This is a genomic window from Streptomyces sp. NPDC060049, assembly GCF_042736715.1.
Taxonomy (GTDB): Bacteria; Actinomycetota; Actinomycetes; order Streptomycetales; family Streptomycetaceae; genus Streptomyces.
Window position 1 is genome coordinate 1 of record NZ_JBHWVV010000009.1, and the last position, 23,142, is coordinate 23,142.

24 protein-coding genes and 1 pseudogene are annotated in these 23,142 nt (G+C 73.5%); 12 read left to right on the forward strand and 13 right to left on the reverse strand.

The window, feature by feature from the left end; translation table 11 throughout:
- Window positions 1-73: 73 nt before the first annotated feature.
- Together ACFWBY_RS18055 and ACFWBY_RS18060 are read right to left on the reverse strand one after the other, a co-directional pair.
- Window positions 74-1,108 (reverse strand): LacI family DNA-binding transcriptional regulator, encoded by a 1,035-nt coding sequence (locus tag ACFWBY_RS18055; protein ID WP_385409672.1) that lies wholly within the window; start codon window positions 1,106-1,108, stop codon window positions 74-76.
- A gap of 251 nt (window positions 1,109-1,359) precedes the next feature.
- Window positions 1,360-2,436, reverse strand: coding sequence for an RNA ligase (ATP) (locus ACFWBY_RS18060; RefSeq protein WP_385338902.1), 1,077 nt, complete (start codon window positions 2,434-2,436; stop codon window positions 1,360-1,362).
- Between the two features lie 227 nt (window positions 2,437-2,663).
- Here ACFWBY_RS18060 and ACFWBY_RS18065 point away from each other — a divergent pair, with 227 nt between their 5' ends.
- Window positions 2,664-3,407 (forward strand): SDR family NAD(P)-dependent oxidoreductase, encoded by a 744-nt coding sequence (locus ACFWBY_RS18065; protein ID WP_385338899.1) that lies wholly within the window; start codon window positions 2,664-2,666, stop codon window positions 3,405-3,407.
- Between the two features lie 19 nt (window positions 3,408-3,426).
- Here ACFWBY_RS18065 and ACFWBY_RS18070 read toward each other — a convergent pair whose 3' ends face one another.
- Window positions 3,427-4,158, reverse strand: a complete 732-nt coding sequence (locus tag ACFWBY_RS18070; protein WP_385338896.1) for a peptidoglycan-binding protein — start codon at window positions 4,156-4,158, stop codon at window positions 3,427-3,429.
- Window positions 4,159-4,253: 95 nt separating this feature from the next.
- The gene (locus tag ACFWBY_RS18075; RefSeq protein WP_385338893.1) at window positions 4,254-4,556 is read right to left on the reverse strand and encodes a hypothetical protein; all 303 of its coding nucleotides are present in this window, start codon (window positions 4,554-4,556) and stop codon (window positions 4,254-4,256) included.
- Window positions 4,557-5,059: 503 nt separating this feature from the next.
- On the opposite strand from ACFWBY_RS18075, the gene ACFWBY_RS18080 reads away from it, so the two are divergent.
- From ACFWBY_RS18080 to ACFWBY_RS18090, 3 genes are all read left to right on the forward strand, one after another.
- Window positions 5,060-5,584: a hypothetical protein gene (locus ACFWBY_RS18080; protein ID WP_385338890.1), complete on the forward strand. Its 525-nt coding sequence runs from the start codon at window positions 5,060-5,062 to the stop codon at window positions 5,582-5,584.
- 137 nt (window positions 5,585-5,721) lie between these two features.
- Window positions 5,722-6,558, forward strand: coding sequence for a MerR family transcriptional regulator (locus ACFWBY_RS18085; RefSeq protein ID WP_385338887.1), 837 nt, complete (start codon window positions 5,722-5,724; stop codon window positions 6,556-6,558).
- Between the two features lie 119 nt (window positions 6,559-6,677).
- A complete protein-coding gene (locus ACFWBY_RS18090) occupies window positions 6,678-7,223 on the forward strand; it encodes an AAA family ATPase (RefSeq protein WP_385338884.1) in 546 nt (181 codons plus the stop codon).
- Here ACFWBY_RS18090 and ACFWBY_RS18095 read toward each other — a convergent pair.
- Window positions 7,190-7,531 (reverse strand): hypothetical protein, encoded by a 342-nt coding sequence (locus ACFWBY_RS18095; RefSeq protein ID WP_385338881.1) that lies wholly within the window; start codon window positions 7,529-7,531, stop codon window positions 7,190-7,192. The two genes, ACFWBY_RS18090 and ACFWBY_RS18095, sit on opposite strands and share 34 nt — an antisense overlap.
- 129 nt (window positions 7,532-7,660) lie before the next feature.
- Here ACFWBY_RS18095 and ACFWBY_RS18100 point away from each other — a divergent pair, with 129 nt between their 5' ends.
- The 3 genes from ACFWBY_RS18100 (at window position 7,661) to ACFWBY_RS18110 (ending at window position 9,047) form a co-directional block, all read left to right on the forward strand.
- Window positions 7,661-8,215: a hypothetical protein gene (locus ACFWBY_RS18100; protein ID WP_385338878.1), complete on the forward strand. Its 555-nt coding sequence runs from the start codon at window positions 7,661-7,663 to the stop codon at window positions 8,213-8,215.
- Window positions 8,216-8,288: 73 nt separating this feature from the next.
- Window positions 8,289-8,663 carry a S26 family signal peptidase gene (locus ACFWBY_RS18105; RefSeq protein ID WP_385338876.1) on the forward strand — a complete coding sequence of 125 codons (375 nt, stop codon included), beginning with the start codon at window positions 8,289-8,291 and terminating at the stop codon, window positions 8,661-8,663.
- A gap of 129 nt (window positions 8,664-8,792) precedes the next feature.
- Window positions 8,793-9,047 (forward strand): hypothetical protein, encoded by a 255-nt coding sequence (locus ACFWBY_RS18110; protein ID WP_385338873.1) that lies wholly within the window; start codon window positions 8,793-8,795, stop codon window positions 9,045-9,047.
- Between the two features lie 113 nt (window positions 9,048-9,160).
- On the opposite strand, the gene ACFWBY_RS18115 is transcribed toward ACFWBY_RS18110, so the two are convergent.
- Window positions 9,161-10,441: a helix-turn-helix transcriptional regulator gene (locus ACFWBY_RS18115; protein ID WP_385338870.1), complete on the reverse strand. Its 1,281-nt coding sequence runs from the start codon at window positions 10,439-10,441 to the stop codon at window positions 9,161-9,163.
- A gap of 131 nt (window positions 10,442-10,572) precedes the next feature.
- Between ACFWBY_RS18115 and ACFWBY_RS18120 the strand changes: the two genes are divergently transcribed.
- Window positions 10,573-11,022, forward strand: a complete 450-nt coding sequence (locus ACFWBY_RS18120) for a DUF3224 domain-containing protein (RefSeq protein ID WP_385338868.1) — start codon at window positions 10,573-10,575, stop codon at window positions 11,020-11,022.
- A gap of 88 nt (window positions 11,023-11,110) precedes the next feature.
- On the opposite strand, the gene ACFWBY_RS18125 is transcribed toward ACFWBY_RS18120, so the two are convergent.
- Window positions 11,111-13,840 (reverse strand): DNRLRE domain-containing protein, encoded by a 2,730-nt coding sequence (locus ACFWBY_RS18125; protein ID WP_385338866.1) that lies wholly within the window; start codon window positions 13,838-13,840, stop codon window positions 11,111-11,113.
- A gap of 397 nt (window positions 13,841-14,237) precedes the next feature.
- Between ACFWBY_RS18125 and ACFWBY_RS18130 the strand changes: the two genes are divergently transcribed.
- The 3 genes from ACFWBY_RS18130 (at window position 14,238) to ACFWBY_RS18140 (ending at window position 15,788) form a co-directional block, all read left to right on the forward strand.
- Window positions 14,238-14,540, forward strand: coding sequence for a hypothetical protein (locus ACFWBY_RS18130; protein WP_385338863.1), 303 nt, complete (start codon window positions 14,238-14,240; stop codon window positions 14,538-14,540).
- 131 nt (window positions 14,541-14,671) lie between these two features.
- Window positions 14,672-15,130 (forward strand): Crp/Fnr family transcriptional regulator, encoded by a 459-nt coding sequence (locus ACFWBY_RS18135; protein WP_385338860.1) that lies wholly within the window; start codon window positions 14,672-14,674, stop codon window positions 15,128-15,130.
- 190 nt (window positions 15,131-15,320) lie between these two features.
- Window positions 15,321-15,788 carry a subtilase-type protease inhibitor gene (locus ACFWBY_RS18140; protein WP_385338857.1) on the forward strand — a complete coding sequence of 156 codons (468 nt, stop codon included), beginning with the start codon at window positions 15,321-15,323 and terminating at the stop codon, window positions 15,786-15,788.
- Window positions 15,789-15,918: 130 nt separating this feature from the next.
- Here the strand turns inward: ACFWBY_RS18140 and ACFWBY_RS18145 are convergent, their stop codons facing one another.
- Together ACFWBY_RS18145 and ACFWBY_RS18150 are read right to left on the reverse strand one after the other, a co-directional pair.
- Entirely contained in the window at window positions 15,919-16,809 is an 891-nt protein-coding gene (locus tag ACFWBY_RS18145) for a GNAT family N-acetyltransferase (protein WP_385338854.1), read from the reverse strand.
- A gap of 42 nt (window positions 16,810-16,851) precedes the next feature.
- Window positions 16,852-16,974: pseudogene (locus tag ACFWBY_RS18150) on the reverse strand (ATP-grasp domain-containing protein); the annotation flags it as partial.
- Window positions 16,975-17,088: 114 nt separating this feature from the next.
- Here ACFWBY_RS18150 and ACFWBY_RS18155 point away from each other — a divergent pair.
- Complete coding sequence (locus ACFWBY_RS18155) at window positions 17,089-17,820, forward strand: NAD-dependent deacetylase (protein ID WP_385338852.1); 732 nt, start codon at window positions 17,089-17,091, stop codon at window positions 17,818-17,820.
- Window positions 17,821-17,885: 65 nt separating this feature from the next.
- Here ACFWBY_RS18155 and ACFWBY_RS18160 read toward each other — a convergent pair whose 3' ends face one another.
- From ACFWBY_RS18160 to ACFWBY_RS18175, 4 genes are all read right to left on the reverse strand, one after another.
- Window positions 17,886-18,368 carry a VOC family protein gene (locus ACFWBY_RS18160; RefSeq protein WP_385338849.1) on the reverse strand — a complete coding sequence of 161 codons (483 nt, stop codon included), beginning with the start codon at window positions 18,366-18,368 and terminating at the stop codon, window positions 17,886-17,888.
- A 120-nt stretch (window positions 18,369-18,488) separates the two neighbouring features.
- On the reverse strand, window positions 18,489-22,052 hold the full coding sequence (locus ACFWBY_RS18165) for a CDP-glycerol glycerophosphotransferase family protein (protein WP_385338846.1): 3,564 nt from the start codon (window positions 22,050-22,052) through the stop codon (window positions 18,489-18,491).
- 161 nt (window positions 22,053-22,213) lie between these two features.
- Window positions 22,214-22,588: a hypothetical protein gene (locus tag ACFWBY_RS18170; protein WP_385338843.1), complete on the reverse strand. Its 375-nt coding sequence runs from the start codon at window positions 22,586-22,588 to the stop codon at window positions 22,214-22,216.
- Window positions 22,589-22,685: 97 nt separating this feature from the next.
- Window positions 22,686-23,102, reverse strand: coding sequence for a roadblock/LC7 domain-containing protein (locus ACFWBY_RS18175; RefSeq protein WP_385338840.1), 417 nt, complete (start codon window positions 23,100-23,102; stop codon window positions 22,686-22,688).
- Window positions 23,103-23,142: the final 40 nt, after the last annotated feature.

Here is a 23,142-nt window from a genome sequence, read left to right on the forward strand (position 1 = left end):
GCGGCGGGCGGCGGGCGGGGGGCGGGCGGTGACCGTAGGGCCCTCGGGTGTGGTCGGGTGCGGTCGGCGGCGCTCACGCCGAGTCGCGGACCACCAGTTCCGGATCGAAGAGCACCGCCGTCGGTGCCGGGGCAGCCGTGCCGGCCACGCGGTCCAGGAGGAGGCGGACCATCTCCGCCGCCATGTCCTCCACCGGCTGGCGGACCGTCGTCAGCCGGGGGCGGGCCGCCACCGCCGCGCCGGAGTCGTCGAAGCCGATCACCGCGACGTCGTCCGGAACCCGCCGGCCGTGCTCGCGCAGCACCAGGCAGGCCCCTTGCGCCATCAGGTCGTTCGCCGCGAACACCCCGTCCAGGTCCGGCTGTTCGGCGAGCAGCACGCGCATCGCGTGCTCGCCGCCGTCCAACGTGAAGTCCGCATGGGCCACGCGCAGCGATCCGCCGCCCAGCGCCTCGCGGAAACCCGCCAGCCGTTCCCGGCTCGCCGGCACGTCCGCGGGTCCGCCGATGGCCGCCAGCCGCCCGCGGCCACGGGCCAGTAGGTGCCGCGCCGCCAGTGCCCCGCCCTCGCGATGGCGCACGTCGACCCAGTCCAGCCCGACCGGAGGCGCCGGCCGCGCGAAGAGCACCGCGGGCAGGGCGGCGTCCGCGAGCATTCCCGGCAGCGGGTCGCGGCCGTCGGTGGTGACGAGCAGCGCACCGTCCGCGCCGCCCTGGGAGAGGTACGCCAGCACCTGCGCGCGGTCCTCCTGCCCGTCGGCGAACATCAGGACGGGGTGCACCCCGCGCGGGCGCAGCGCCCGTACCACCCCGCTCACGACCCGCCCGAAGAAGGGGTCCTGGAACACCCGGTCGGCGTTGGCTCCCGCGCCCGAGACCACCAGCGCCACCGCCCCCGACCGGCGGGTCACCAGGGAACGGGCGGCCCGGTTCGGTACGTACCCGGTCGCCGCGACGGCTTGCTGAACCGCCTGCTGGATGACCGGGTCCACATTGCGGACACCGTTGACCACGCGCGACACCGTGGCCCGGGACACCCCGGCCGCGCGCGCCACGTCTTCCAGGGTCGGGGCGGTCCCGGTGGCGGCGCCCGTGCTCGATCCGTCCATGGCCGCACTGTAGCCGCCCGCGCGCGGCGGCCCCTTCGGCCCCTCCGAGCTGGGCCGCCTCCTGACGGATCGCGCGGGGCCCTCGGTGCCCGGAAAGGCGACCCCCTGACCTCCCGGCTCAACCAGCTCTCCCGAACCTCCCGGACCTCCCGCCTCTCCCGAACCTCCCGTACGTCTCAGCCCTTGTGGGCCCGTCAGACCTCCTGGACCTCGATCGCAGCTCGGAGCGGCAGCTCGCCCGCGCTGCGCCCTCACTCGTACTCCGTACCGCCCTTGCGCGTCAGGTACGCGGGGCTGACGGCCTTCGCGATGGCGCGGCCGCCGACCACCGGGCTGTAGCGCTCCTCCGCGGGCCGGATGACGACGCCCTCGCGCAGGTGCAGGCCCCGACCGGATACGGTCTCCCGGCCGCTCGCCCACTCCAGAACCGTGTCCAGGTCGTACGCGCCTTCGAACAGCTTGGGCACCAAAGGCAGTTCGCCGTCCGCGAGGACCTGCTCGGGGTCCAGCCACCGCACCTGGCCGTCGATCTCGGCGGAGACGTCGAAAACGGCGTAACCGGGTGCCGCTTCGGCGGTCCGTACGTCGGTCCCGTACGCCAGGTCCTGGACCCCCTTGCCGTACACCTCGGCGAAGATCCCGACCCTGGTCGCACCGAGCCGCTTCGCCAGCCGCGCGGCGGCCTCGGGCACGCCGTGGCCGCGCACGGCCCGCCAGTAGAGGTTGCGTTCGTCCTCCCGGAGCGCCAGCCCCTTGGATCCGAAGCCCTTGGAGGAGACCAGCACCCGGTCGTCCTCGGCGAGGTAGGTCAACAGGCAGGCGGTGCCGTGCAGTTTCTCCGTGAGGACGACCGGCTCACCGGGCTCGAAGATGCCCGGGTAGCGCTGGAGGTTCTCCACGTCCACCCACGGGAGCAGCTCGGAGGCGGCCTCCACCTCCCCGTTCATGGTCGTCGGGATCGGCGGGGACCACTTGGTGATGCCGAGCGACTCGGCGAAGTCCGTGCCCTCCCCGGCCGCCCGAGCGAGGTCCGCGTCGGCCAGTGCGCGCGGCCGGCAGACCAGGCCCTGCGACAGTTCGCCGCGCAGCCGGACGGCCTTGACCCGGTTGGCGTCAGCGCCGGCGAGTCGGCCGGTCAGGCCGAGCTCCTCGATCAAACCGGTCGGCAGTACGGCCTGTTCCGGTATGTAGAGGGCGAAGTCGCCGGTGCGGTAGGCACCCTTGGCGACGACGGCCCGGTAGAGGCCCACCTGCGCCAGCTCCAACGCGTCGGCGTTCGGGTGGGGGTGGACGGAGATCTCCTCGACGGTGACCCTCAGGGTCGACATGGCGGTGCTCCTCGATTGTGGCGGCGTCAGGTCTCGCGGCCACTCTGCGACCTCGCATTTCCACTGGTCCAGCATTTATCGCGGTGCTAGGGCCCCGCCCCCCTTACTTGTCTCCCCGGCGCTCCCCGCGGCTTCGGGCGCGGCGCATCGCGCGGCGCAGGAGCGTCCCGGCTCCGTGATCATGGGGGTGGGCACGACACGGGCAATGCGTCACACGGGAGGCTCATATGTCACGTCGTCCGGTCACCGTCGTCACCGGAGGCAGCCGCGGCATCGGCGCCGCGACCTGCGTCCGGCTCGCCGCGGACGGGCACGACGTCGTGCTCGGCCACCTCCGCGACGAAACCGCCGCCAGGGCCACCGCCGAGCGCGTGCGCGCGGCCGGCGCCCGCTGCGTGACCGTACGCGGCGACACCTCCGAGGAGTGCGGCGTCGAGCGGCTCTTCGACATCGCCGGCGCCGAGTTCGGCGTGGTGAGCGGCCTGGTCAACAACGCCGGGGTGACCGGCACCCCGGGCCGTCTCGCCGACACCAGCACCGAGGACCTGCGCCGCGTACTGGACGTGAACCTCTTCGGGTACCTGCTCTGCTGCCGCCGGGCCGCCCAGGACATGGCCCGGTCCGGCGGCGGCGCGATCGTCAACGTGTCCTCCGCGGCCGCCACCCTCGGCAGCCCCGGCCGCTACGTCCACTACGCCGCGACGAAGGCGGCCACCGACACCCTGACCCTGGGGCTCGCGAAGGAGCTCGGCCCCGACGGGATCCGGGTCAACGCCGTGGCCCCCGGCATCATCGACACCGGCATGCACGCCGCCATGGGCGACCCCGACCGCCCGGCGCTCGCGGCGTCCGGGATCCCGCTCGGCCGGGCCGGGCAGCCCGCGGAGGTGGCCGCGGCCGTCGCCTGGCTGCTCTCCGCGGACGCCGCGTACACGACGGGGACCGTCCTGCGCGTCTCCGGCGGACGGTGAGGCCCGTCCTGCCGGCGTGTCAGCCGTCGATCGGGAAGACCGCCCGCGTTGCCGGACCGTAGACGCCCTGCGGGTCGCCCTTGATGCTCCGGTCCTGCTGGAGCTGGGTGACACCGCGCCGGGTGTGCCCGTCGTAGACCCCGGTGACCGAGACGTATGTGAACCCCTGGCCGAAGAGCCGTTCCTGCAGGGCGCGCACCTCGGCCCCCCGGTCCCCGGGACGCAGGGTCGCCGCCTCCCCCGGCGGCTGCGTGGCCGGGGTCGCCGACGGCTTCGCGTCCCGGCTCGCGCTCGCCTGCGGGCCGGGCACGGGCGGGGCCGTCGGGGAGGGAGCGCGGGTCTCGGCGGGCCGTACGGACTCCTGGGCAGGCGAAGGTTCCTCACCCGCTCCGGGGCTGCGCAGCGGGAGCATCGGCACGGACAGGCCGGGCGGGGCCACGGCGCGCGGCGCCTCCTCCTCGGTGCCCGGCAGGAGGACGGCGAGGACGCCCGCCGCGCCGAGTGCGAGCAGGGCGAGCCCGGCGAGCGGGAGCCGGCTGCCGCGCCGGTCGGCGACGGGCCGGGCCCGGGACACGGACGCGGGAGCCGGCAGGGGGGCCGACGGGGGCTCGGGGGCGGCGCCGGGCGGCTCGAACCGGGTCGGTACCAAAACCCGCGCGTCCTCCTCGGGCCAGGCGGGGAACGCCGACCCGGACGGCGGGCCCGTGGGAGCGACGTAGGGGCGGACGAGCAACCGATCGTCGTCGGGCACGATCCCACTCTCATCGGGGTCAGGGGACACGGTTGTCTCCCGGCGGGGACGGAGGCCGGCGCGGCGGTGCGGTGTCGGCCCCCGTACCCGGCCGGTCAGGCCCTGCGCCGCCGGGCGACCAGGACCGTTCCGGTACCGGCAGCCAGTATGACGGCGCCGCCGATGGCCGGCGGCACGGCCCTGCCGACGCCGGTCGGTGCGAGTCCGCCGCCGGAGCCGCCCGCACCGGAGGCACCCGGCGTACCGGACGCCCTCGCGGTGACCACGGCCGGCCGGCCGCCGGGAGCTGCCACGAGGGCGCCCGGGGCGGTGGCTGCGAGGGAACCGCCGATCGCGGGCGAGGCGAGCGAAGAGCGGGCGGATAGGGGCATGTAGGACATCTCCGAAGTGCGGCTCATGCGGTGGCGCTTGCCGCTCGGGGGACGGGACGCCGGTCCGGGCGGTGGTTCTCGCCCGGCGCACTCTTTCCCCCGGGGATGCCCCGGGTCAAGCCTGATGTCCGATGCACCCCATCCGCCCTATGTGCACATGACGACTTCGACCAAACCCCCGCACGGGGGGCCGGTTCCTCCACAGGGCGGTCAGCCGGGCGTCCGCATACCGGACGGTCAACTGCTTTCGGGTCCACCCCCGTCCACGCACGAGCCCTCCCGGACCGGTGAAACCTGCCGACGCGGCGGAAACGATCCGGGTGACCCTGCCGGACAGATTCGGCAACGGCTCAGAAACGTTTCGCCCACCGCGGCCCCGCTCCCGCCGGCCAGGCCCGCTCCGGTTCCCTTCCGGGTCCGCTGCCGATCCGCCGCGGCCGGCGCGGGGATCCGCTGCCGATCGGCAGCGCTCCCACCCGCACGCGTGAGCACGGGTTCCGGCCCTCCGACCCGTGCGGCATGGTGGTCCGATGCAGTTACGCCGGGTCCTGCCCCTCTCCCTCGCCGCACTCCTCGCGAGCGCCGGCTGCGTGTCGGTCGGTCCGCGCGTCCCCGACGTGCCCGCGCGGGGCGCCGTACCGCCCGTCGACGCGCCCGAATCACCCGAACCACCCGACGGTCCGGGTACGCCCGGCGGGACCCGTCCGGCCGACGACACCTCCGGCGTCTCCGAGCCGCACGGACCACCCGGCGATCCGCTGCCCCTCGGCGCGCTCCCGGCGGCTCCCGGCGCCGACCGGGGTCAGGACGGCCGCAGCGGCGAGAGCGGTCAGGAGCGCGACCCCGGTCGGCGCGTCGCCAAGGCACCCCGTCCGGCCGAGCGCCACACCAAGGCGGCGACGCCGCGGCGGGCGCACCCGCCCCAGTCCGCGCCCGCCCGGCCCGGGCGGCTGCCGGCCCAGTCGCCCCGCCTGGACGAGCTGTGCGCGGCCGCGGAAGGCACCATGCCGCCGTCCGTCGTCGACCTGTGCGTCCGGCAGTCAGGTGGTCGCTGAAGTGGACCGATGCCCCCACGCCCCGTCGAACGTCCGGCACGAGCCGGGGCCCTCCGCCCGCGCCCCGGCACACCAGACGCCCTAGTGTGCTCGGGCTTGACCCTCACACCGTGTCAGGCCCTCCACTGGAAGGCGTCATGTTCATCATCGGAGACTTCGCCAAACACGGCCGGGTGTCGGTCCGGATGCTGCGTCACTACGACGCCCTCGGACTGCTGCGCCCCGCCCGTGTCGACCCCGTCAGCGGCTACCGCTACTACGAGGCCGGGCAACTCGCCCGCCTCAACCGCGTCATCGCGCTCAAAGAGCTCGGCTTCAGCCTGGAACAGGTGGGCTCGATACTCGACGAGCTCGTGGGCGCGGATGAGCTGCGCGGAATGCTGCGGCTGCGGCAGGCGGAACTGGAGTCGGCCATGGCCGCCGCGGCGGCCCGGCTGACCCAGGTCGAGTCGAGGCTCCGGACCATCGAGAACGAGGGAACCATGCCTTCCATCGACATCGTCGTGAAGAGCCTTCCGCCCGTCCGGCTCGCCGAACTGAGCGCGATCGCGGGGAGCTACGAGCCGCAGGACATCAGCCCGGTCATCGGCCCGCTGTACGACGAACTGTGCCGGCGCGTCGAGGAGGCCGGGATCACCCCGACCGCTCCGGGCGTCGCGTACTACGAGGACGCCGGCGACCCGGAGCGTCCCGGCGCCGTACTGGTCCACGCCGGACTGCCGGTGGCGGCCGCGGTGCGGGCCGAGGACCTCGGAGGCGACGTGCGGATCGTGGTGCTGCCGGCCGTCGAGCGGGCCGCGACGGTCGTGCACCGGGGTTCGATGGACCGCGTCCTGCCGACCGCGCAGGCCTTGGCCCAGTGGATCGACGCGAACGGGGAGCGTTCCTCCGGGTACGCGCGCGAGCTGACCCTGGCCTGCCCCGAGGACCGCGAACAGTGGGTCACCGAGCTCCAGGAACCGCTCGGCGTCTGACTTTCGGGGCGCCGAGTCGGGCGTCCGAGCTTTGCGTCTGAATTGGGCGTCTGAGTCTCGGCGCTGAGTTCGGCGTCCGAGTTCGGCGTCCCTCCGCGAACACCCTCTAGGCTCCGCTCATGCAGCGCGTACTCGTCGTCGGCATCAGCGGGGCCGGCAAGTCCACCCTGGCCCGGGGGCTGGGACGGCGGCTCGGGCTGCCGTACCACGAGATGGACGCCCTCCATTTCACCGGGCCGGGGTGGACCGTCAGCCCGTCCTACGCCGCCGACGCTGCCCGGATCGCGCGGAGCGAGCGGTGGATCTTCGACTCCTCCGGCCCCGAGGCCGTACGCGACCTCCTGTGGCGGCGGGCCGACAACGTGGTCTGGCTGGACCACGCGCGCCCCGTCGTCATGCGCCGGGTCCTGCTGCGCTCGGTGCGCCGGAGCCTGCTGCGGGAGCGGCTGTTCGGCGGCAACCGGGAGCGCTGGCGGGAGTGGCTGCGCCCCGACCACCCCGCCTGGTGGGCCTGGTCGCGGTACGCGTCCCGGCGCGCGGAGATCGGCCGACGGGCGGGCGACGCGCGGTTCGCCCCGCTGACGGTGGTGCGGCTGCACTCCCCACGGGCCGCCGACGCCTGGCTACGGGCTCAACGGGCGGCCGGGCCCCGGCCGCGGACATAGGCGCAGCCCCGCGCGGTGCCGCGCAGGGTGCCGCGGCGGGCCGAGCGCAGCCGGCGCATCGTGGCGTGCCCGCGCCGGCGCCACTCGGCCCGGGGCAGGGTGGCGCGCTGGCCGCCGCCGGTGATCAGGGCGTTGACGGGTGCGTGGGGGTCGGCTGCGAGCCCCTTCGCGACCAGGACCCCGACGACGAGTGGAACCAGGGCCACGGCCAGCGCCGTACCCGCGGTGTTCACGCGCTGCTGCACGCGCGGGCGGTTCGCGGTGCGCGCGGTGGCGGTGGCAGTCGCGGAGGAGGCTTCGGAGGTCATGCCCCCATTCGATCAGCGGGGGCGGTCCGGGGAATCCGGGCGGATACTCAGGCCGTTGGGTGTGAGGTACTCAGACGAGGACGCACGTGGACGCAGACGTGGACGTGGACGAATGAGGGGCGGTGGCCAGTGACGACACCCGGGCAGGGCTTCGAGCCGGCGAGCGGCGACGGCCCGGCGCCACCCGCGGCCGGGCGGGCGGCGGATCTCCGTACCGCTTACGAGGGCTTGTTGCAGATCCGCCGCCTGGTCAACGGACCGGCGGGGACGACGGTTCCCGCGCCGTGGGAGTTGCGCCAGATGCCGCGCGCGGTGGCACTCGTACTGGAGGCGGCGGGCATCCCGCCATCGGCGCAGGACCCCCAGGATCCCCCCGACCAGCGGGTTCCGGTGACCCCTCCCAACCCCCCGAACCCTCGGAATCCCCCGAACCGGCCGGATCCGCCGGACCCGCGGGCGGCGACGCGCACACGGACCGGATACCGGGTGGGGCCGGCCCCGTCCGGAGCCGGCCGGGTGGAGGTCACCTGGCTCGGACCGCCGGGCAGCGGCGCGGCCGAGGAGGAGCAGGAGCGCCTGACCGCCTGCGCGGCGGTGCTCGAACCGCTCGGCTGGGTCTGCCTGTTGTACCGCGGCCCGCGCCGGCGACGCTTCCTGGAGGTGGAGCCGCCACCGGCCCCCTGACGCGGCCCAGTTCTTCGGCGCGGCAGCGGAAAACCGATACCCCCGCACGGCGGGGCCGGGGCACACTCGCCCGATGGGCATGCTCGACGTACAGGCGGACCGCGTCCGCGCCGGCGCGACGGTGGAGTTCCGGCCCACGGGCACGTCGATGGTTCCGCTCGTCCGCAGCCGGCAACGGGTCCGCGTCGCCCCGGTCGAACCGGCGCTACTGGAGCCCGGGGACATCGTCCTGGCCCGTGTGTCCGGCACCGTGTACCTGCACTTGGTGAAGGCAGTGGACGCCCCGCGCCACCGTGTCCAGATCGGCAACAACCGGGGCCGCGTCAACGGCTGGACGAGCCGCGACCGCGTCTTCGGCATCTGCGTCGCGGTGGAGGGCGTCCCCCGCCCGGGCGCGGCGGCGAAGGTCCGCACGGCCGAGCCGACCGGGCCGGCCCGGCCGGCCTGAGGCGTCTCTTTTGCCCGACGGCCCACTGGTCCGCACAGGTCGGCCTCGGGGCAAGATGGGAGGGTGCTACCTCCCCGACTGCTCTGGTGTGATCCCCGGCCCATCCCCCGGTTCAACCTGCAGGAACCGGTGACCACGATCGTTCGCGATCCCAGCTTCTACGAGCCGACCGAAGAAGACGACTGCCGGAGGTTCGGGTATTTCTGCCAGACGCATGACCGCCCCTACCGGCACGAGGGCTGCGGGGTCGGGCCGCATCTCGTCGCCCTGTACTGCGGGGAGCACGGCCTGGAGAACATGTGGCCCCAGCCGGTGATGCTCCTGTTCCCGGCGGGGTTCGATCCCCCACTGAGCGACGCCCAACTCGCGGATGCCGCCGACTAGCCAGGCAAGGCCGGAACGGACGGCCAGGCTCTCACGGCCCCGGGCGCGGTACTCCCCTCCGGATCGTCATCCGTGGAGGATCACCAGGCGGCCGGGCCCGGCGCGACCGGTTCTCAGCGGTAGCGCTCGGCCAGCTCCGCCACCGCCCGCGCGAGGGCCCGGCGCAGTTCGGGCGGGCCGAGCACCTCGGCCTCGGTGCCGAGGCGGAGCAGGTCCCCGACGGCCACGGCGTCGGACTCCACGTCGAGTTCGACCCGGGTCCAGCCGTCCGCGTCGGGGGGACCGGTGGAGGCGAGGGCGCGGACGCCCGCCGCGCCGAACTGCATGGGCAGCAGGCGGCGGGCGCGAGGGGAGAGGCGTACGACGGCGGTCTGGCGGCGCACGGCCGCCTCCAGGCGGCGGGCGGACTGCTCCCAGTACGCGGCGAGTTCGAAGTCGGCGGGCCGTTCGAAACGCTCGTCTAGGCAGTCGACGGCGAGGAACCGCCCCACCCGGTAGGTCCGCACGTCGCCCTCGGCACGGGCGTCGGCCCTCGCTTCGGCCGGCCCGCCCGTCCGCACGTCGGCCCGGGCGCCGGTCCGCACCCCGGCCGGGACGTCGGCCCGCCCGCCCGCCCGCAGGTCGGTCGGCACGCCCTGCGGCACGTCGGCCCGCACGGCTGCCGGATCGCCCGGCTCGGCCTCGGCCCGCACGCCTGCCGGATCGCCCGGCTCCGCCTCGGCCCGCACGCCTGCCGGATCGCCCGGCTCCGCCTCGGCCCGCACGGCTGCCGGATCGCCCGGCTCGGCCTCGGCCCGTGTCTCGGGTCGCGCCTCGGCCCGTGCCACGAGGTACCAGATGCCGCCCTTGAGGACGAGGCCGAGCGGCCACAGCTCGCGGTGGACCTCGCCGCCCCAGCGGCGGTAGTGGGTGCGCAGGATCCGCTGGTCCCACACCGCCCGGGCGATCGCCCCGAGGTGCGGGACGGGGTCGGCGTCGCGGAACCACGCGGGGGCGTCGAGGTGGAAGCGCCGCTGGATCTGCCGGGCCCGGTCGGCGAGTTCGGCGGGAAGGGCCGCCTGGAGCTTCAGCTGGGCGGCGGCGAGATCGGCGCCGAGGCCGAGGTCCCGTGCGGGGCCCGGGGCGCCGGCGAGGAACAGGGAGCCGGCCTGGGCGTCGGTCAGGCCGGTGAGCCGGGTGCGGTAGCCGTCCATGAGGCGGAATCCGCCGGCCGGCCCCCGGTCCGCGTGGACGGGCACTCCCGAGGCCCCGAGGGCGTCGACGTCGCGGTAGACGGTGCGGACGGAGACCTCCAGCTCGGCGGCGAGCTCGGGTGCGGTCATCCGGCCGCGGTTCTGGAGCAGCAGGAGCAGGGAGAGGAGCCGGTCGGCGCGCATCCCGTCATTGTCCGGCATACCTGACAGGGGATGTCAGGTATGCCGGACAGGCTGTTCACGAGCGGGCGTCGGGCCCGGCCTGTCGCCCCGACGCCCCGTCCCGTCCCGCCCCATCCCGACCCGTGCAACCAACCGACCCTGGAGCTCCCGTGTCCACGCCCGCACCCGCGCACGTCCCCCCGGCCACCCCCACCACCACCGCCTCCGGCGGCTTCACGTTCGAGAACTGGGAGGAGCACCCGGTCGGCCCCGCCGAAGCACCCTTCCCCCGCCTGGCCCGCGCGACGGTCACCAACGCGTTCACCGGCGTCGTCACCGCCCGGGACACGGCGTGCTCGTACGCGATCGCCTACACGGCCGAGAGCACCGGCTCCTTCGCCGGCATGGAACTGGTCACCGGCAGCGTCGGCGGCCGGAAGGGCAGCTTCGTCCTGGAGGAGCGCGGCACTTTCGACGCCACCGGCACCACCCGCTGCGCCTTCGAGGTGGTCCCCGGATCGGGCACGGTCGAGCTCGCCGGCCTCACCGGATCGGGCTCCTTCGTCTACCGACACGGCGACACCTCGGTGGATTACACCTTCGTGTACGACCTTCCGTAAATCCTTCAGGAAGCCCGCACCGGCCGGGCCGTAGCGGCGCGGCGGCGGGCGGGCGCAACGGTCTGCTGCCGCCGCGCCCGCCCCCTGCCTACGGCGCGCCGAAGGTGAGCGTCAGCCGCGGCGTCCCCTCGTTGGCCTGGGCCTCCGAGGACCACAGCCACAGCGCGTCGGTGCCGGTGCTGCTCAGTGCCAGGCCGTACGAGCTGCCCAGCGCCCCCGCTACGGCGGCCCGGTCCAGCCCGGTGGTGTGGACCGCCGAGCCGTCCGGGATCCCGGCGAAGGTGCCGAGGGCCGGGCCGCCGAGCGCGGGCCGGTTGGTGTACGTGGTTCCGGCCTCCGTCCAGGAGCCGCTGATCGGGAGCACCGAGGCGGTGTCCGTCGTCCCCGCACCGCTCGTCGTGCTGGTCTTCACGCCGAGCGTGGCCGACTTCAGCACCGTGCCCGCGGGCGCGGCGGGCAGGTCGAAGCGCAGGTAGCTCGCGTAGAAGGAGCTTCCGCGCACCGCGAGCGAGCCGGAGGTGCCGTAGTTGGTTCCCGGGGCGCCCGCGTTGGCGTAGGTGTCCTCCGCGGCCGTGACCTCGACGACCGAGTCGGCCGGTGCGGTGGCCAGGGCGTGGTGGTTGTGCACCTGGGCCGCGCTCAGGACGCTCGGGTAGACGGCGGTCTCGTCGAGGTCGCCCGCCCAGTAGTCGCTCATCGGGCGGTCCGGCCACGCGGTGAGGTTGTCTCCGCCGACGTGCCAGTACCCGGTGTAGCTCTCGTGGGTCGTGACGTTCAGCGTGCCCTTCTGGACGCCGTCGACGTACAGGGTCATGCCGCCCGGACCCTGGGTGGCGACGACGTGGTGCCACTGGTTGTCGTTGTACGCGGCGGCGGTCTTGATCGTACGGGTGGCGCCCGTGTAGACGCCGAAGACCAGCCGTCCGTCGTTGGTCATGTACACGTGCTTGTCGTACTGCTCGCTGGTGCGCGACTGGTTGCTGCCGAACCCGAGGAGCTTGCCGCCCCGGGTCGTGCCCGTCTTGAACCAGGTCTCGATGCTGTAGCTGTTGCCGACCGTCTGGCGGCGGTCCCCGTACACCTGGGTGTCCGTGCCGTTGAAGCCGATGGCCGTGCTCGCGCCCGAGACCGCGCCGGGCGTGCGGCGCAGCGCGGGAGCGTTCAGGTGCACGCCGCTCTGGTTGCTGTCGGAGGAGTCCGCGACGAAGGGCAGGGCCGACTCGTCGTAGCGCCAGAACAGCTGGGCCCCGTCCGCGCGGACCGCGTTCGGGTAGGCGTCGACGGAGCTCACCGCCGTCACGCTCGCCGTCGCGGACAGGGCGCTGGTGTTGCCGGCCGCGTCGGTCGCCGTCACGCGGTACGTGTACGACTGGCCCGGGGTGACCGTGGTGTCGGTCCAGGAGGCCTGCGGGCGGCGGAAGAACAGCGAGTCCGCCGCGACCGTGGCGATGGGCGTGGCCGAGCCGTTGCGGTAGATCCTGTAGGTGAGCGTGCCGTCGTCCAGGTCGAGGCTGGTCCGCCAACGCACCTGTACCGCACCGGGCCCGTAGCTCACGGCACTCGCGAGCGGGACGGTGGGCGCACCCGTGTCCCCGGTGGAGGCGAAGCGCGTCAGGCTCTGCTGCGCCGCTCCGTTGACGGTGGTGAACTCCCCGCCGACCCAGAGGTACTGGACACCCGCCTTGGAGCCGACCGTCATCACCCGCGGACCGATGCTCTCCGCGATGCCGTCGTTGGTGTCGGGCGCCCAGCCCAGCTTGCCGACGCTCGTGGTCGGCTGGGCCAGCAGGTGGTGGCGCTGCCCGTCGGGGAACTCGCCGACGCTGGCGCAGTCGTGCGCGTGCGAGGCGCTGTAGAGGACGTTCTGGTACGGGAGCACGGCTTGCGTCGCGCCGAGGCAGGTGTCGCGCCAGCGCTGGCCGAAGCCGGCGAGGTCGAGCGCGATCCGGCCGTCGAAGACGCCGCCGCCCGTGCCCTCGTTCGCGGTGTAGAAGCCGGTCGCGTCGGTGGCGATGTCCTTGACCACCGAGTTGGTCCCGATGAAGCCCGGGTAGGCCTTGGCGAGGGCGCCGCTCGTCGCGTCGACGACGGCGAGGGCGTGGGTGTCCACACCGCCCACGGTGAAGAAGTCCCCGCCCAGCAGGACGTGCGCGCCGTCCGGGGTGACCTCGATGGCGCGGCCCGGCTCGTCGGCGTTGGCGGTGAAGGGTTTCAGCGCGCCGTCGGTCGAGTCCACGGCCGCGAAGCGCTCGCGCTGCTGCCCCGAGACGGTGAGGAAGTCGCCGCCCGCGTACACGGTGTCGCCGGTGACGGCGAGGGCCCGGACGGTGGCGGCGAAGGCGGGGCGGAAGCCGGTCTTCACCGTGCAGGTCGCCACGTCGATGGCGGCGAGGCTGGAGACCGGGGTTCCGTTGACGGCGCCGAAGTAGCCGCCGGCGTAGAGGGTCTCCTTGTCCGGCGAGAGTGCGAGCGCGCGCACGGTGGCCGTGCCGGTACCCACGGTGAAGGACAACTCGCAGGAGGTCGGGGCGCCGGTCGCGGCGTCGAGCGTCGCGAAGTTCACGGCGGGCCGTTCGCTGCCCGCGGCGCCCTCGGGCGGGCGGACGGCGGAGAAGGTGCCGCCGACGAAGATCTGGCCGCCCGCCTCCGCGAGGGCCCACACGACACCGTTGGCCTGCCACGTGGGCAGCGCGTCGGCGGTGAAGGCCACCGGCGGGGTGACCGCGGCGGCCTCCTCGACGAGGCCGAGGCCGACGACGGCTCCGGTCCCGGCCAAGGACAGGGCGAGAGCGGTCGCCAGCCCTCTTGATCTACGCATGAACCCCCCAGAACGTTGCGCGCCCCACCGCGTCTGGACTGCGCGGGGCCGTGCACGGATCGCGATGTGGCCGGGAACGGGCGTGCAGCCGTCCACGGCCGTGACTACGGGCGCACCCTAAGGGGAATCCCCGCTCCGTTCATCACACTTGACGTATCGGATGCGACACCGCAACCGGAAAGCGAAGGGGAAACCGCCACCGGGAGCCGGGGCCGGCACCCTTGCGGATCTTTCCGGTTCTCGCGATTGCCGCCCCGTCCGGTCCCCGCGCCTCTACCGTGCCCTGTGGGGGCGACCCGGCGACCCGGACACACAGGCACGGCACCGCACGGCACCGCACGGCACCGCACGGCACGGCACGGCACCGCACAGCACGACACCGGAGGGTGGGGGCGTGATGGACGACGACGAAGACCTGCGGCTGGCGAGGATGACCCCGGAGATATCCCGCCGCACCCTGGCCCTGCTGCGCGGCCTCGCGGGCCTCGAACCGCCGGAGCGGGTCCCCGAGGAGGCGATGCTCACCGCCGACGCGATCCTCGCCGAGTTCGGCACCGACGGACTGCGCGTGCTGGTGATGACCCTGGCGTCCTGGGCGACGGCCCAGATCGAGAACGTCTCCGAGCTGAGCCGGCGCAGCCACGAGGCCGTCCTCGACGCGATGGAGCTGGCCTGCCTGGAGGTCGACGTGGAGGACTGAGGGCAGCCCTCGGGACTGTCCCGTATCCGAAAGATTCGGCCGGGGAAACATCGCTCGCGGGAGCGGGGGTCCGATCGGTCCCGCGTCGGGGACACTGGGGGTAACGGGGGGGGTCCCGATCGGAGGCCGTCGTGAGCACACCTTCCCCCATCCGGATCGCTGCCGTCCTGTCCACCGAATACCGTGGGCGGCTGATGTCCCACGCCCGTGAGGTCAATTTCCGCGAGGGCGCGCGGATCTTCGACGAGGGCACCCGGGCAGAGTCCTTCTGGATCGTGCGCTCCGGCACGGTGACCCTGGAGATCCCGGTGCCCGGCCGTCGGCCCACCCCCATCGAAAGCCTGGGCCCCGGCGAGCTGGTGGGCTGGTCATGGCTGTTCCCGCCGTACGTGTGGCAGCTGGGCGCCGAGGCGATGACGCCGGTCCGTGCCTACGAGTTCGACGCCACGACCGTACGGATGCTCATGGACGCCGATCCTGCCTTCGGCTCCGCCATCGGCCACTGGGTCGGCCGGGTCCTCGCGCTGCGGCTACAGCAGACCCGTACCCGTCTCCTGGACCGCTTCGCCCCCCACGCCGCCGCGAGCTGACCGCGAGGTGGGGGTGTTCGGCCGTTTAAACCCGCCGCTCCCCCACAGGTCAGCGCCCGCCCACCGCTGCGGTCTGCGGTCATGCGGATGCGTTCGGTGACGAGAAGTAGAGGTGCGAACGGGCGTTCCGCTTCCGCATGGGCAAGACTCGCGTCCGTTATCCGACGCAACGACGCGAGGAGTGTTCGCCATGCGATCCATACGATCCACCGTCACCAGGAGGCCCGCGGGTCTTTCGCTGGCCACCGCGGGGCTCGCCGCCCTCACCGTGCTGGCGGTCTCCGGTTCGGCCGGGACCGCCGGCGCGGCGCCCGCGGACGCGGGGAGCCTGTACGCACCGTCCGCGCTGGTACTGAGCGTCACGGACGGGGACGACGCCGCGAGCGGTACGGTGCTGCGCGCGGTCACCCTCGTCTGCGCGCCCCGGCCGGGCGGGAGCCACCCGGCCCCGGCGGCGGCCTGTCGCGAGTTACGGGCCAGCGGAGCGGAACTCGACGCCCTGGCCGAGCCCCGCTCGGACGCGGCGTGTACCCGGGAGTGGGACCCGGTGACGGTGACGGCCGACGGGGTCTGGCAGGGCCGGCGCCTGAGCTACTCGTACACCTACGCCAACCCGTGCGGGCTGCGCAACAGCGTCGGCGTGCTGTTCGGCATCTGAGCGCCCGCCCCGTGCGAGGGGCCACCGGGCCGGGCGGCGCCGTGCGACCGCCGTCCGGCCGGGGCCCCGCCGGGCACCCGGGGGCCCGCCCCGGCACCTCCCCCGTCGCGGGAGCGGCCGGTTCGCGGCGTCAGCCCAGTTCCAGACTGGTGACCGCGTACATGCCGGCCAGGTCGACGTCCGGCTCCGCGCCGGTGTACATCCGGGCGGTCTCGAAGGTCGGGGACAGGCCGAGGCCGACCGCCAGGGCGGTGGCCCGCGGGTTGGCGTCCGGCACGTCGAGGCAGACGGCGCCGTCCGGGGAGTACTCCGCGAGCCGGAGCAGCAGGGCGGCAGCGACGGCCGGGGTGGCGGCGTAGAGCGGGCCGACGCGGGAGGCGGCACTGCAGGGCCGGATGACACCGAATCCCTCGATCCGGCCGTCCCGGACGGCGGCGAGGGCGGTGCGGCCCGGCAATGCGACCCAGGCGGCGAGGAAGGCTTCGCGCGGCGCGGGGAAGAACTTCCGGTCGTAGGCCGCGAGTTGCCCGAAGGGAAGCGTGGCCGCATCCACGATCTCCACTCCGGGCTCCCTCCCGGCTTCCACGCCGGCGCCCCTTCCCGCCGCCGGAGCCCCGGCCCGCGGCACGCCTTCGCGGCGTACGTTGTTCCAGGCCGGCCGGAAACCGGACTTGCGGTAGTTCTCCTGCTGCTCCACCACCCCGTCCAGCCCGACGAGCCGCCCGTCGAGCCGTTCCATGGCGGCCTGCCACATCCGGATGCCGTAGCCCTGCCCGCGCACCATGGGGCGGGCGATGTAGAAGCCGAGGAAACCGAAGTCGGCGCCGTACCGCACGGCCGAGACGCAGGCCACGGGCTCCCCTGCGAGCCGGCCGACGAGGAAGCCGTCCGGGTCGGCGACGGCGAACGCGAACCGGTCGGACGCCCCTGGGTTCCAGCCCTCCTCGTCGGCCCAGTCCCGGATCAGCGCCAGGTCGGCGGCGCTCGCGCCGTTGATCTCGAATCCAGTCGATCCCGTCATGTGCGGTGTTGTACCAGATGCCCGGGAGGCGCGCAGCGGGCCCTAACCGGCCGTCAGGAGGCGGGCGAACGCCGCGGGATCGGTCTCCCGGTGCGCGTCGCTCACTTGCCCGTCGCCCACCTCGACGACCCGCCAGACCCCGTCGGCGCGCAGGGCGAGGTCCGTCCGTCACCTACGGAGCTCCGAGCGGACCCCGTGCGGGGTCTCCGGCGCGGTGCGTGAGCCCGTCCGGGATCAATACGATCGCGGCGGGGGGTCCGTGCTCCTTACAGTCGACGTATGGGAAAGCCGCTCGTCGCAGTCTTCAGTGGGGCCGGTATGTCGACCGATTCCGGGATCCCCGACTATCGGGGCCCGCAGGGCCTGTGGCGTCGGTCGCCCGGCGCCGAGAAGCTCGTGACCTACGAGTACTACATGGCCGACCCGGAGATCCGGCGCAGGTCCTGGCTGATGCGGGCCGAGATCGGGGCGCTGGCGGCGCGGCCCAACGCCGCGCACTTCGCGGTGGCGGAGCTGGAGCGCGGCGGGACTCCGGTACGGGTGCTCACGCAGAACGTGGACGGGCTGCACCAGCTCGCCGGGATGCCCGCGCGCAAGGTGTTCGAGCTGCACGGCACGGCGCGGGCCGTGGTGTGCACGGCCTGTCGGTCCCGGTCGGGGATGGAAGAGGCACTGGCCCGGGTCGCCGCCGGGGAGCCCGATCCCGCCTGCCTCGCGTGCGGCGGGATCCTCAAGTCGGCGACCGTGATGTTCGGCCAGCGGCTGGACCCGGAGGTGCTGGCGCGGGCCGTCGCCGTCGCGAAGGGGTGCCAGGTGTTCGTGGCCGTCGGATCGACGCTCCAGGTGCAGCCGGCGGCCTCGCTGGCGGGGATGGCCGCGGAGGCCGGGGCCCGCCTGATCATCGTGAACGCGCAGGAGACCCCGTACGACTCCCTCGCCGACGAGGTGATCCGCGAGCCGATCGGCACGGCGCTGCCGGCGCTCCTGGCCCGGATCGGCGCGGAGTCGTAGGTCCGGTCGTCACCGCGGGCCGGGCACCGTTGTGACGGCAGCGCGCGGAGCGCTGTCCCGTACGGCTACGCCGCGTCGGCCGCGCGCCGCATCAGCGCCACGTCCAGCTTCGTCATCTTCAGCATGGCCTCGGTGGCCCGGGCGGCCCGCTTGGGGTCGGGGTCGCTGATCAGATCGATGGCACCGGGCGGGATGACCTGCCAGGAGACCCCGAACTTGTCCTTGACCCAGCCACAGGCGGATTCCTGGCCGCCGTCGCTCGTCAGGGCGGCGTAGTAGTAGTCCGCCTCCGCTTCGTCGGCGCAGTGGATCTGGAAGGAGACCGCTTCGGAGAAGGTGAACTCGGGGCCGCCGTTGAGGCCGACGAACTTCTGTCCGTTGATCTCGAACTCGACGACCAGGACCTCGCCCTCCGGACCGGGGCCCGCCTCGGTGTAGCGGCCGATGCGGCCGATCTTGCCGTCCTTGAAGACCGACAGGTAGTAGTCGGCGGCGGCTTCCGCCCGGCCGTCGAACCACAGACACGTCGTGAATCCGTTGTTCGCCATGACTGCCTCCAGAGTGCGTGTGCGGGATTGCGTCCCGTACATAGAGACCGGCCCCGGCCCCGAAACTCATCGGCGGGGCCGGGGCCGGTCTTCATCCGGTCTGGATCGCACTCCTGTGGGCTACATGTCGAGCATGCGGTCGACGATCCGCTCGGCGGCGTGGCCGTCGTCCAGGTCGCAGAACTCCTCGCGGAAGTCCGCCCGCGCCCTCGCGTACTGCGCGCCCACCGCGTCCGCGTTCCGTACGGCCTCGATCAGGCTCGCCGAGTCCTTGAGCAGCGGACCGGGGGCCTTCTTCTCGAAGTCGAAGGTGAAGCCGCGCAGCGTGTCGCGGTAGTGGTCCAGGTCATAGGTGAAGAGCAGGACCGGCCGGTCGGTGTGGACGAAGTCGAAGATCGCGGAGGAGTAGTCCGAGATCAGGACGTCGGCGACGAGCAGCAGGTCCGTGGGGTCGGGCCAGCGGGACACGTCCCTGACGAAACCGTCGCGAACGCCCTCGCGGACCTGCTCGGTGACCTTGTGGTGGCCGCGGACGAGCAGGACGTGGTCCTCGCCGAGCTCGCGGCGGGCCGCGTCGAGGTCGATCCGCAGGTCGAGGCGGTAGCCGGAGGCCACCGTCCAGCCCAGGCGGTTCTCCCGCCACGTGGGCATGTACAGGACGACCTTCTTGCCCTCCGGCAGGCCGAGCCGCGAACGGATCTCCGCGATCCGCTCCGGGTCGGGCCGCAGCAGCGCGTCCGTACGCGCGCTGCCGGACTCGATGACCTCGCCGTCGTAGCCGAGCGCCCGCTTGAGGACGGGCGTCGCGTACGAGCCCGGGGAGGCGAGCAGCGACCACTGGGCGCTGTCGTGCTCCAGCGACTCCAACACCTCGGGGCTGGTGTAGTAGTCGTGCACGAAGTCGTGGCCGATCTGCTTCAGCGGCGTGCCGTGCCACGTCTGCACGACGGTCTGGCCGGGACGGCGCCGGAAGGCGAGCGGAACGCTGTCGTTGACCACGTAGTAGCGGGCCCGCGCGAGCACGTCCCACGATTCGAGGCTGTCGTACTGGACCGCGCGGGCGGTCGCCGGGACCTCGGCGCGGCCGTCGCGCACCAGCCAGACGTGCTCCAGCTTCTCGCCGCGGCGCACCAGCTCCTCGTGGATGGCGCGCGGCGAGTCGCCGGCGCCGTAACCCCGGAAGGTGTCGTAGACGACGATGTCCTTGACCGGGAGGGCGCTTTGCGCCGGGTACGTCACGTCGCGCGCGATCCGCTGCGCGTAGTGCGACCGGTCGTGCGGGCTGATCAGCGGGTCGGCGATCAGCGCGAGGCGGTCGTAGAGGCGGGACTCGACGCGTATCCGGCGGCCCCGAGCGGTGACGGCGTGGGGTCCCGAGTGCAGGGCGTCCAGCGCGAACTGCAGGGGTACGCCGCGGTCGACTCCGATGAGGCCGGCGGTGTCCCCGCCCTGGGAGACCGGGCGCAGCGTGGGCCACCAGCGGCCCTGCGGCAGCGCGGTGCGGCCGGCGTAGCCGTCCGGGAGCACGGGCTCGAAGGCGGCTTCGAAGGCGTCGCCGTCACGGCTGACGGGGTAGCAGAACTCGAGGCCGAAGGAGTCGTGCAGGACCAGCTCGTACGGCTCGTCGACGGGCGCGACGAAGCGGCCCCGGATCGTCAGGGCGCCGTCCTTCGCCTCGACGGAGTCGACGAGCGGCGGCGAGGTCTGCACCGACAGGGTGAGGTGGCCCGTGGTGCCGCGCTTGACGTAGAGGGCCCGGCCGGTCTCCTCGCCGGGCAGGGGGACGACCAGGCCGGCGAACCCGGCGCGCTCGTCGTGCGCCAGCCGGTGGTCACCGCCCGCGGCGCCGGTCACGGACAGGCTCCACGGCTCGGGGGTCCACTCGCCGGGCTCGCACGGAGCGTCCGGCACCGCGGCCAGGCCGGCCAGCGGCACGCGCGCGGTGAAGGGGATCCGGCCACCGGCGACGGCGGCGGAGGTCTCCAGCGGGAAGGTGAGCACGGTCCCGGTGGAGACGTGCACCGCGCGCAGGGTGGCGCCGGCGCCGACCTCTGCGGCGAGCTCGCCGGTCACCTCGACGGCGTCGTCACCGCAGGGGCGGACGCCCAGGGCGCGGGCGCGGACGATCTCCACCCGGAGGGAGAGGGAACCCACGGCGCTCGGCACGACCCGCACGTCGGGGGCGACCCAGTGCGCGGGCGGGTTCTGTCCGCTGTCGTGCTCACCGCCCCGCAGACGGGCGCGGTGCAGGCCGCCGGCGCCGGTGACGGCGACGGAAGTGCTCCATTCGCCGTCGTTCCACTTGCCGCCCGTCTGGAAGGCGGTGGGGTCGACGGCGGCGGTGAAACCGGCCCAGTCGGCGTGCCGCAGCGCGAGGTGCGGGGAGTTCACGGTGGCCATCGGGGAGGCGACCGTGCGGGTGGTGACGACGGTCCGGCGGCGCTTGCCGTTCTCCCGGAAGATCAGCATCTTCCGGGACCCGAGGCGGCTCTCGGCGCCGAGGTGCCCGGGCAGGGCGTAGCCGCGCAGCAGCAGCTTGCCGTCGGACCAGTGGGCCTCTTCCAGCCGGCTGACGACGCGGCGTTCGCGCGGGCCGAGGGTGAGGACCTTCGCGGGGACGGGTGCCTTGAGGAAGGGGTAGTCGGCCTGGGGGCGGGCCAGGCCCTTGGCGGGCACGCTGTAGGTGAAGTCGCGCTGGTGGCGGAAGAGGGCGATGAACTCCTCGATCCGGCCCTCCCCGGCGAGGTAGGCCTTGAGCCGGTCGGCGACGGTGAGGTCGGACCACGGGCCGGTGCCGATCTCCCGGATGAGACCGCCGACCTCCTTGGTGAAGGCGGCGCGGAACTCGGGACCGGCCTCGGCCACGTACTTGTAGATGAGCGGGAGTTCCTCGCTCAGCACGTTGCGGTCGTACTCGCGCAGGTAGCGGTCGTAGGCGGCACCCTGCTTGCTCTGGAGCGCCTCGCGCACCAGGCGTACGGAGGCCACCCGGTCGATGACCGAGACCGGGTCGGTGGAGCGCTGGGTGATGGAGCGCTCGCCGGTCTCGCGGACGCGCCAGTGGTAGACGCACTCGCTGAGGATGTCGACGCTGGTGGCGAAGTAGTGCGCGGGGATGCTGACGGGAGCGTCCTCGTAGAGGATGCCCTCCGGGTACTGGAAGCCGTGCTCGTCCCAGAAGGTCCGCCGGTAGACCTTGTTCCACGCGGTGCGGTCGGTGACCAGCGCGGGCAGCTTGGAGATGTGGGTCTTCAGCTTGGTGGTGGCGAAAGCCGTGCGGTGGCCCCAGGACTGCTGCATGCCGACGGAGCGGAAGCGCTTGACGTTGCCCGCGGCGAAGTCGGAGCCGGTCGCGTCGAGGGCGTCGATCAGCCGCTGGTACGCGTACGACGGCATGGTGTCGTCGCTGTCGACGAACGCGAGGTACTCGGTGCCCGGGGTGATGTGACGGGCGCCGACGTTGCGGGCGGCCCCGAGTCCCGCGTTCTTCTGGAGAACCAGCCGGAAGCGGTCGTCGCGGTCGACGAACGCCTGTGCCAGTGCCGCACTGCCGTCGGTGGAACCGTCATCGACGAGCACGACTTCGAAGTCGTCGAATGTCTGCGCTGCGATGGACTCCAGGCATTCGTCGAGATAGAGCTCGACGTTGTAGACGGGGACGACGATGCTCAGGCGCGGTGGCATGGGTGGCGAGTTCTCCAGCGTATTTACATTGTGATGATCAGCCGTTTGCAGCATCCTACTCTGTAACGAGATGACAGAAATCGCACATCTCGGACATATACAAGAAGCCGCCGGGGCGGACGGCAATGAGTTCAGCCGTCCGCCACCTCGCCGTCATCGGGTCACACTTCCAGTTCCGCTTCGATCTTCTTCAGCTGGTGGCGGGCCATCGCGAGGTTCGCCCGCCCCTTGTCGAGCGCGAGGTAGAGGAAGAGCCCCGAAGAGCCCCGGCTCTTCATGAGCCTGATCAGGTGGTACTGGGTTCCGAGGGTGATCAGGATGTCCTCGATCTCGTCCTTCAGACCGAGCAGCTCCATCGTGCGGACCTTCGAGCGCACCACGTCGGTGTTGCCCGCCGCGGCGACCCCGAGGTCGAGGTCCTTGCCGCCTCCCACGGTGCCGAGGGCCATGCCGCTGCTGTAGTCGACCAGGGCGACGCCGATCACGCCGTCGATGGTCGTGGCGGCTTCCTTGAGGGCGGTCTCCACATTGGCCATGGTTGTCTCCTCTTTCTGTTTCTCTGTCCAGGAATTCGGTCGGTGCGGAGGAACGTGGTCGGGGGACGCCCGGGCTCACCCAGGCGGGGACTCCCGGCTAGGTGATCGTGCCGAGGCCGCGCCGGCCGAGACTGCGGTCGAGCAGCTCGGCTATGCGCAGGCTGGAGCGCCGGGCCTCGAGGTGCAGCCGGCCGACGTTGACGCGCGGCTCGGCTATCAGCGTCAGGACCGCGGCGTCGCCCGCCGCGTAGGTGGCGACGTAGCCGCCCTCGCCGCGAACGAGCAGCTCGCGGAAGGCGCCCTGGCCCGTGCAGTCGCTGAGACGCTGGGCCACGCCGAGGGCGGCCGCGGTCAGCGCGGCGACGGACTCGGCTTCGGTGGCGGCGCTGTCGTGGGCGAGGACCAGGCCGTCGGCGCTGGCGGCGAGTGCGCCGGTGAGCTGCGGGACACGGGCCCGCAGCCGCGCCAGCTCGGCGAGTATCTCGGCCTCCGCCTCGGCGGGCACCGTGCTCATGTCGGCCTTTCTCCTTTCGGGCTGCCTCCGCTCGGAGCGG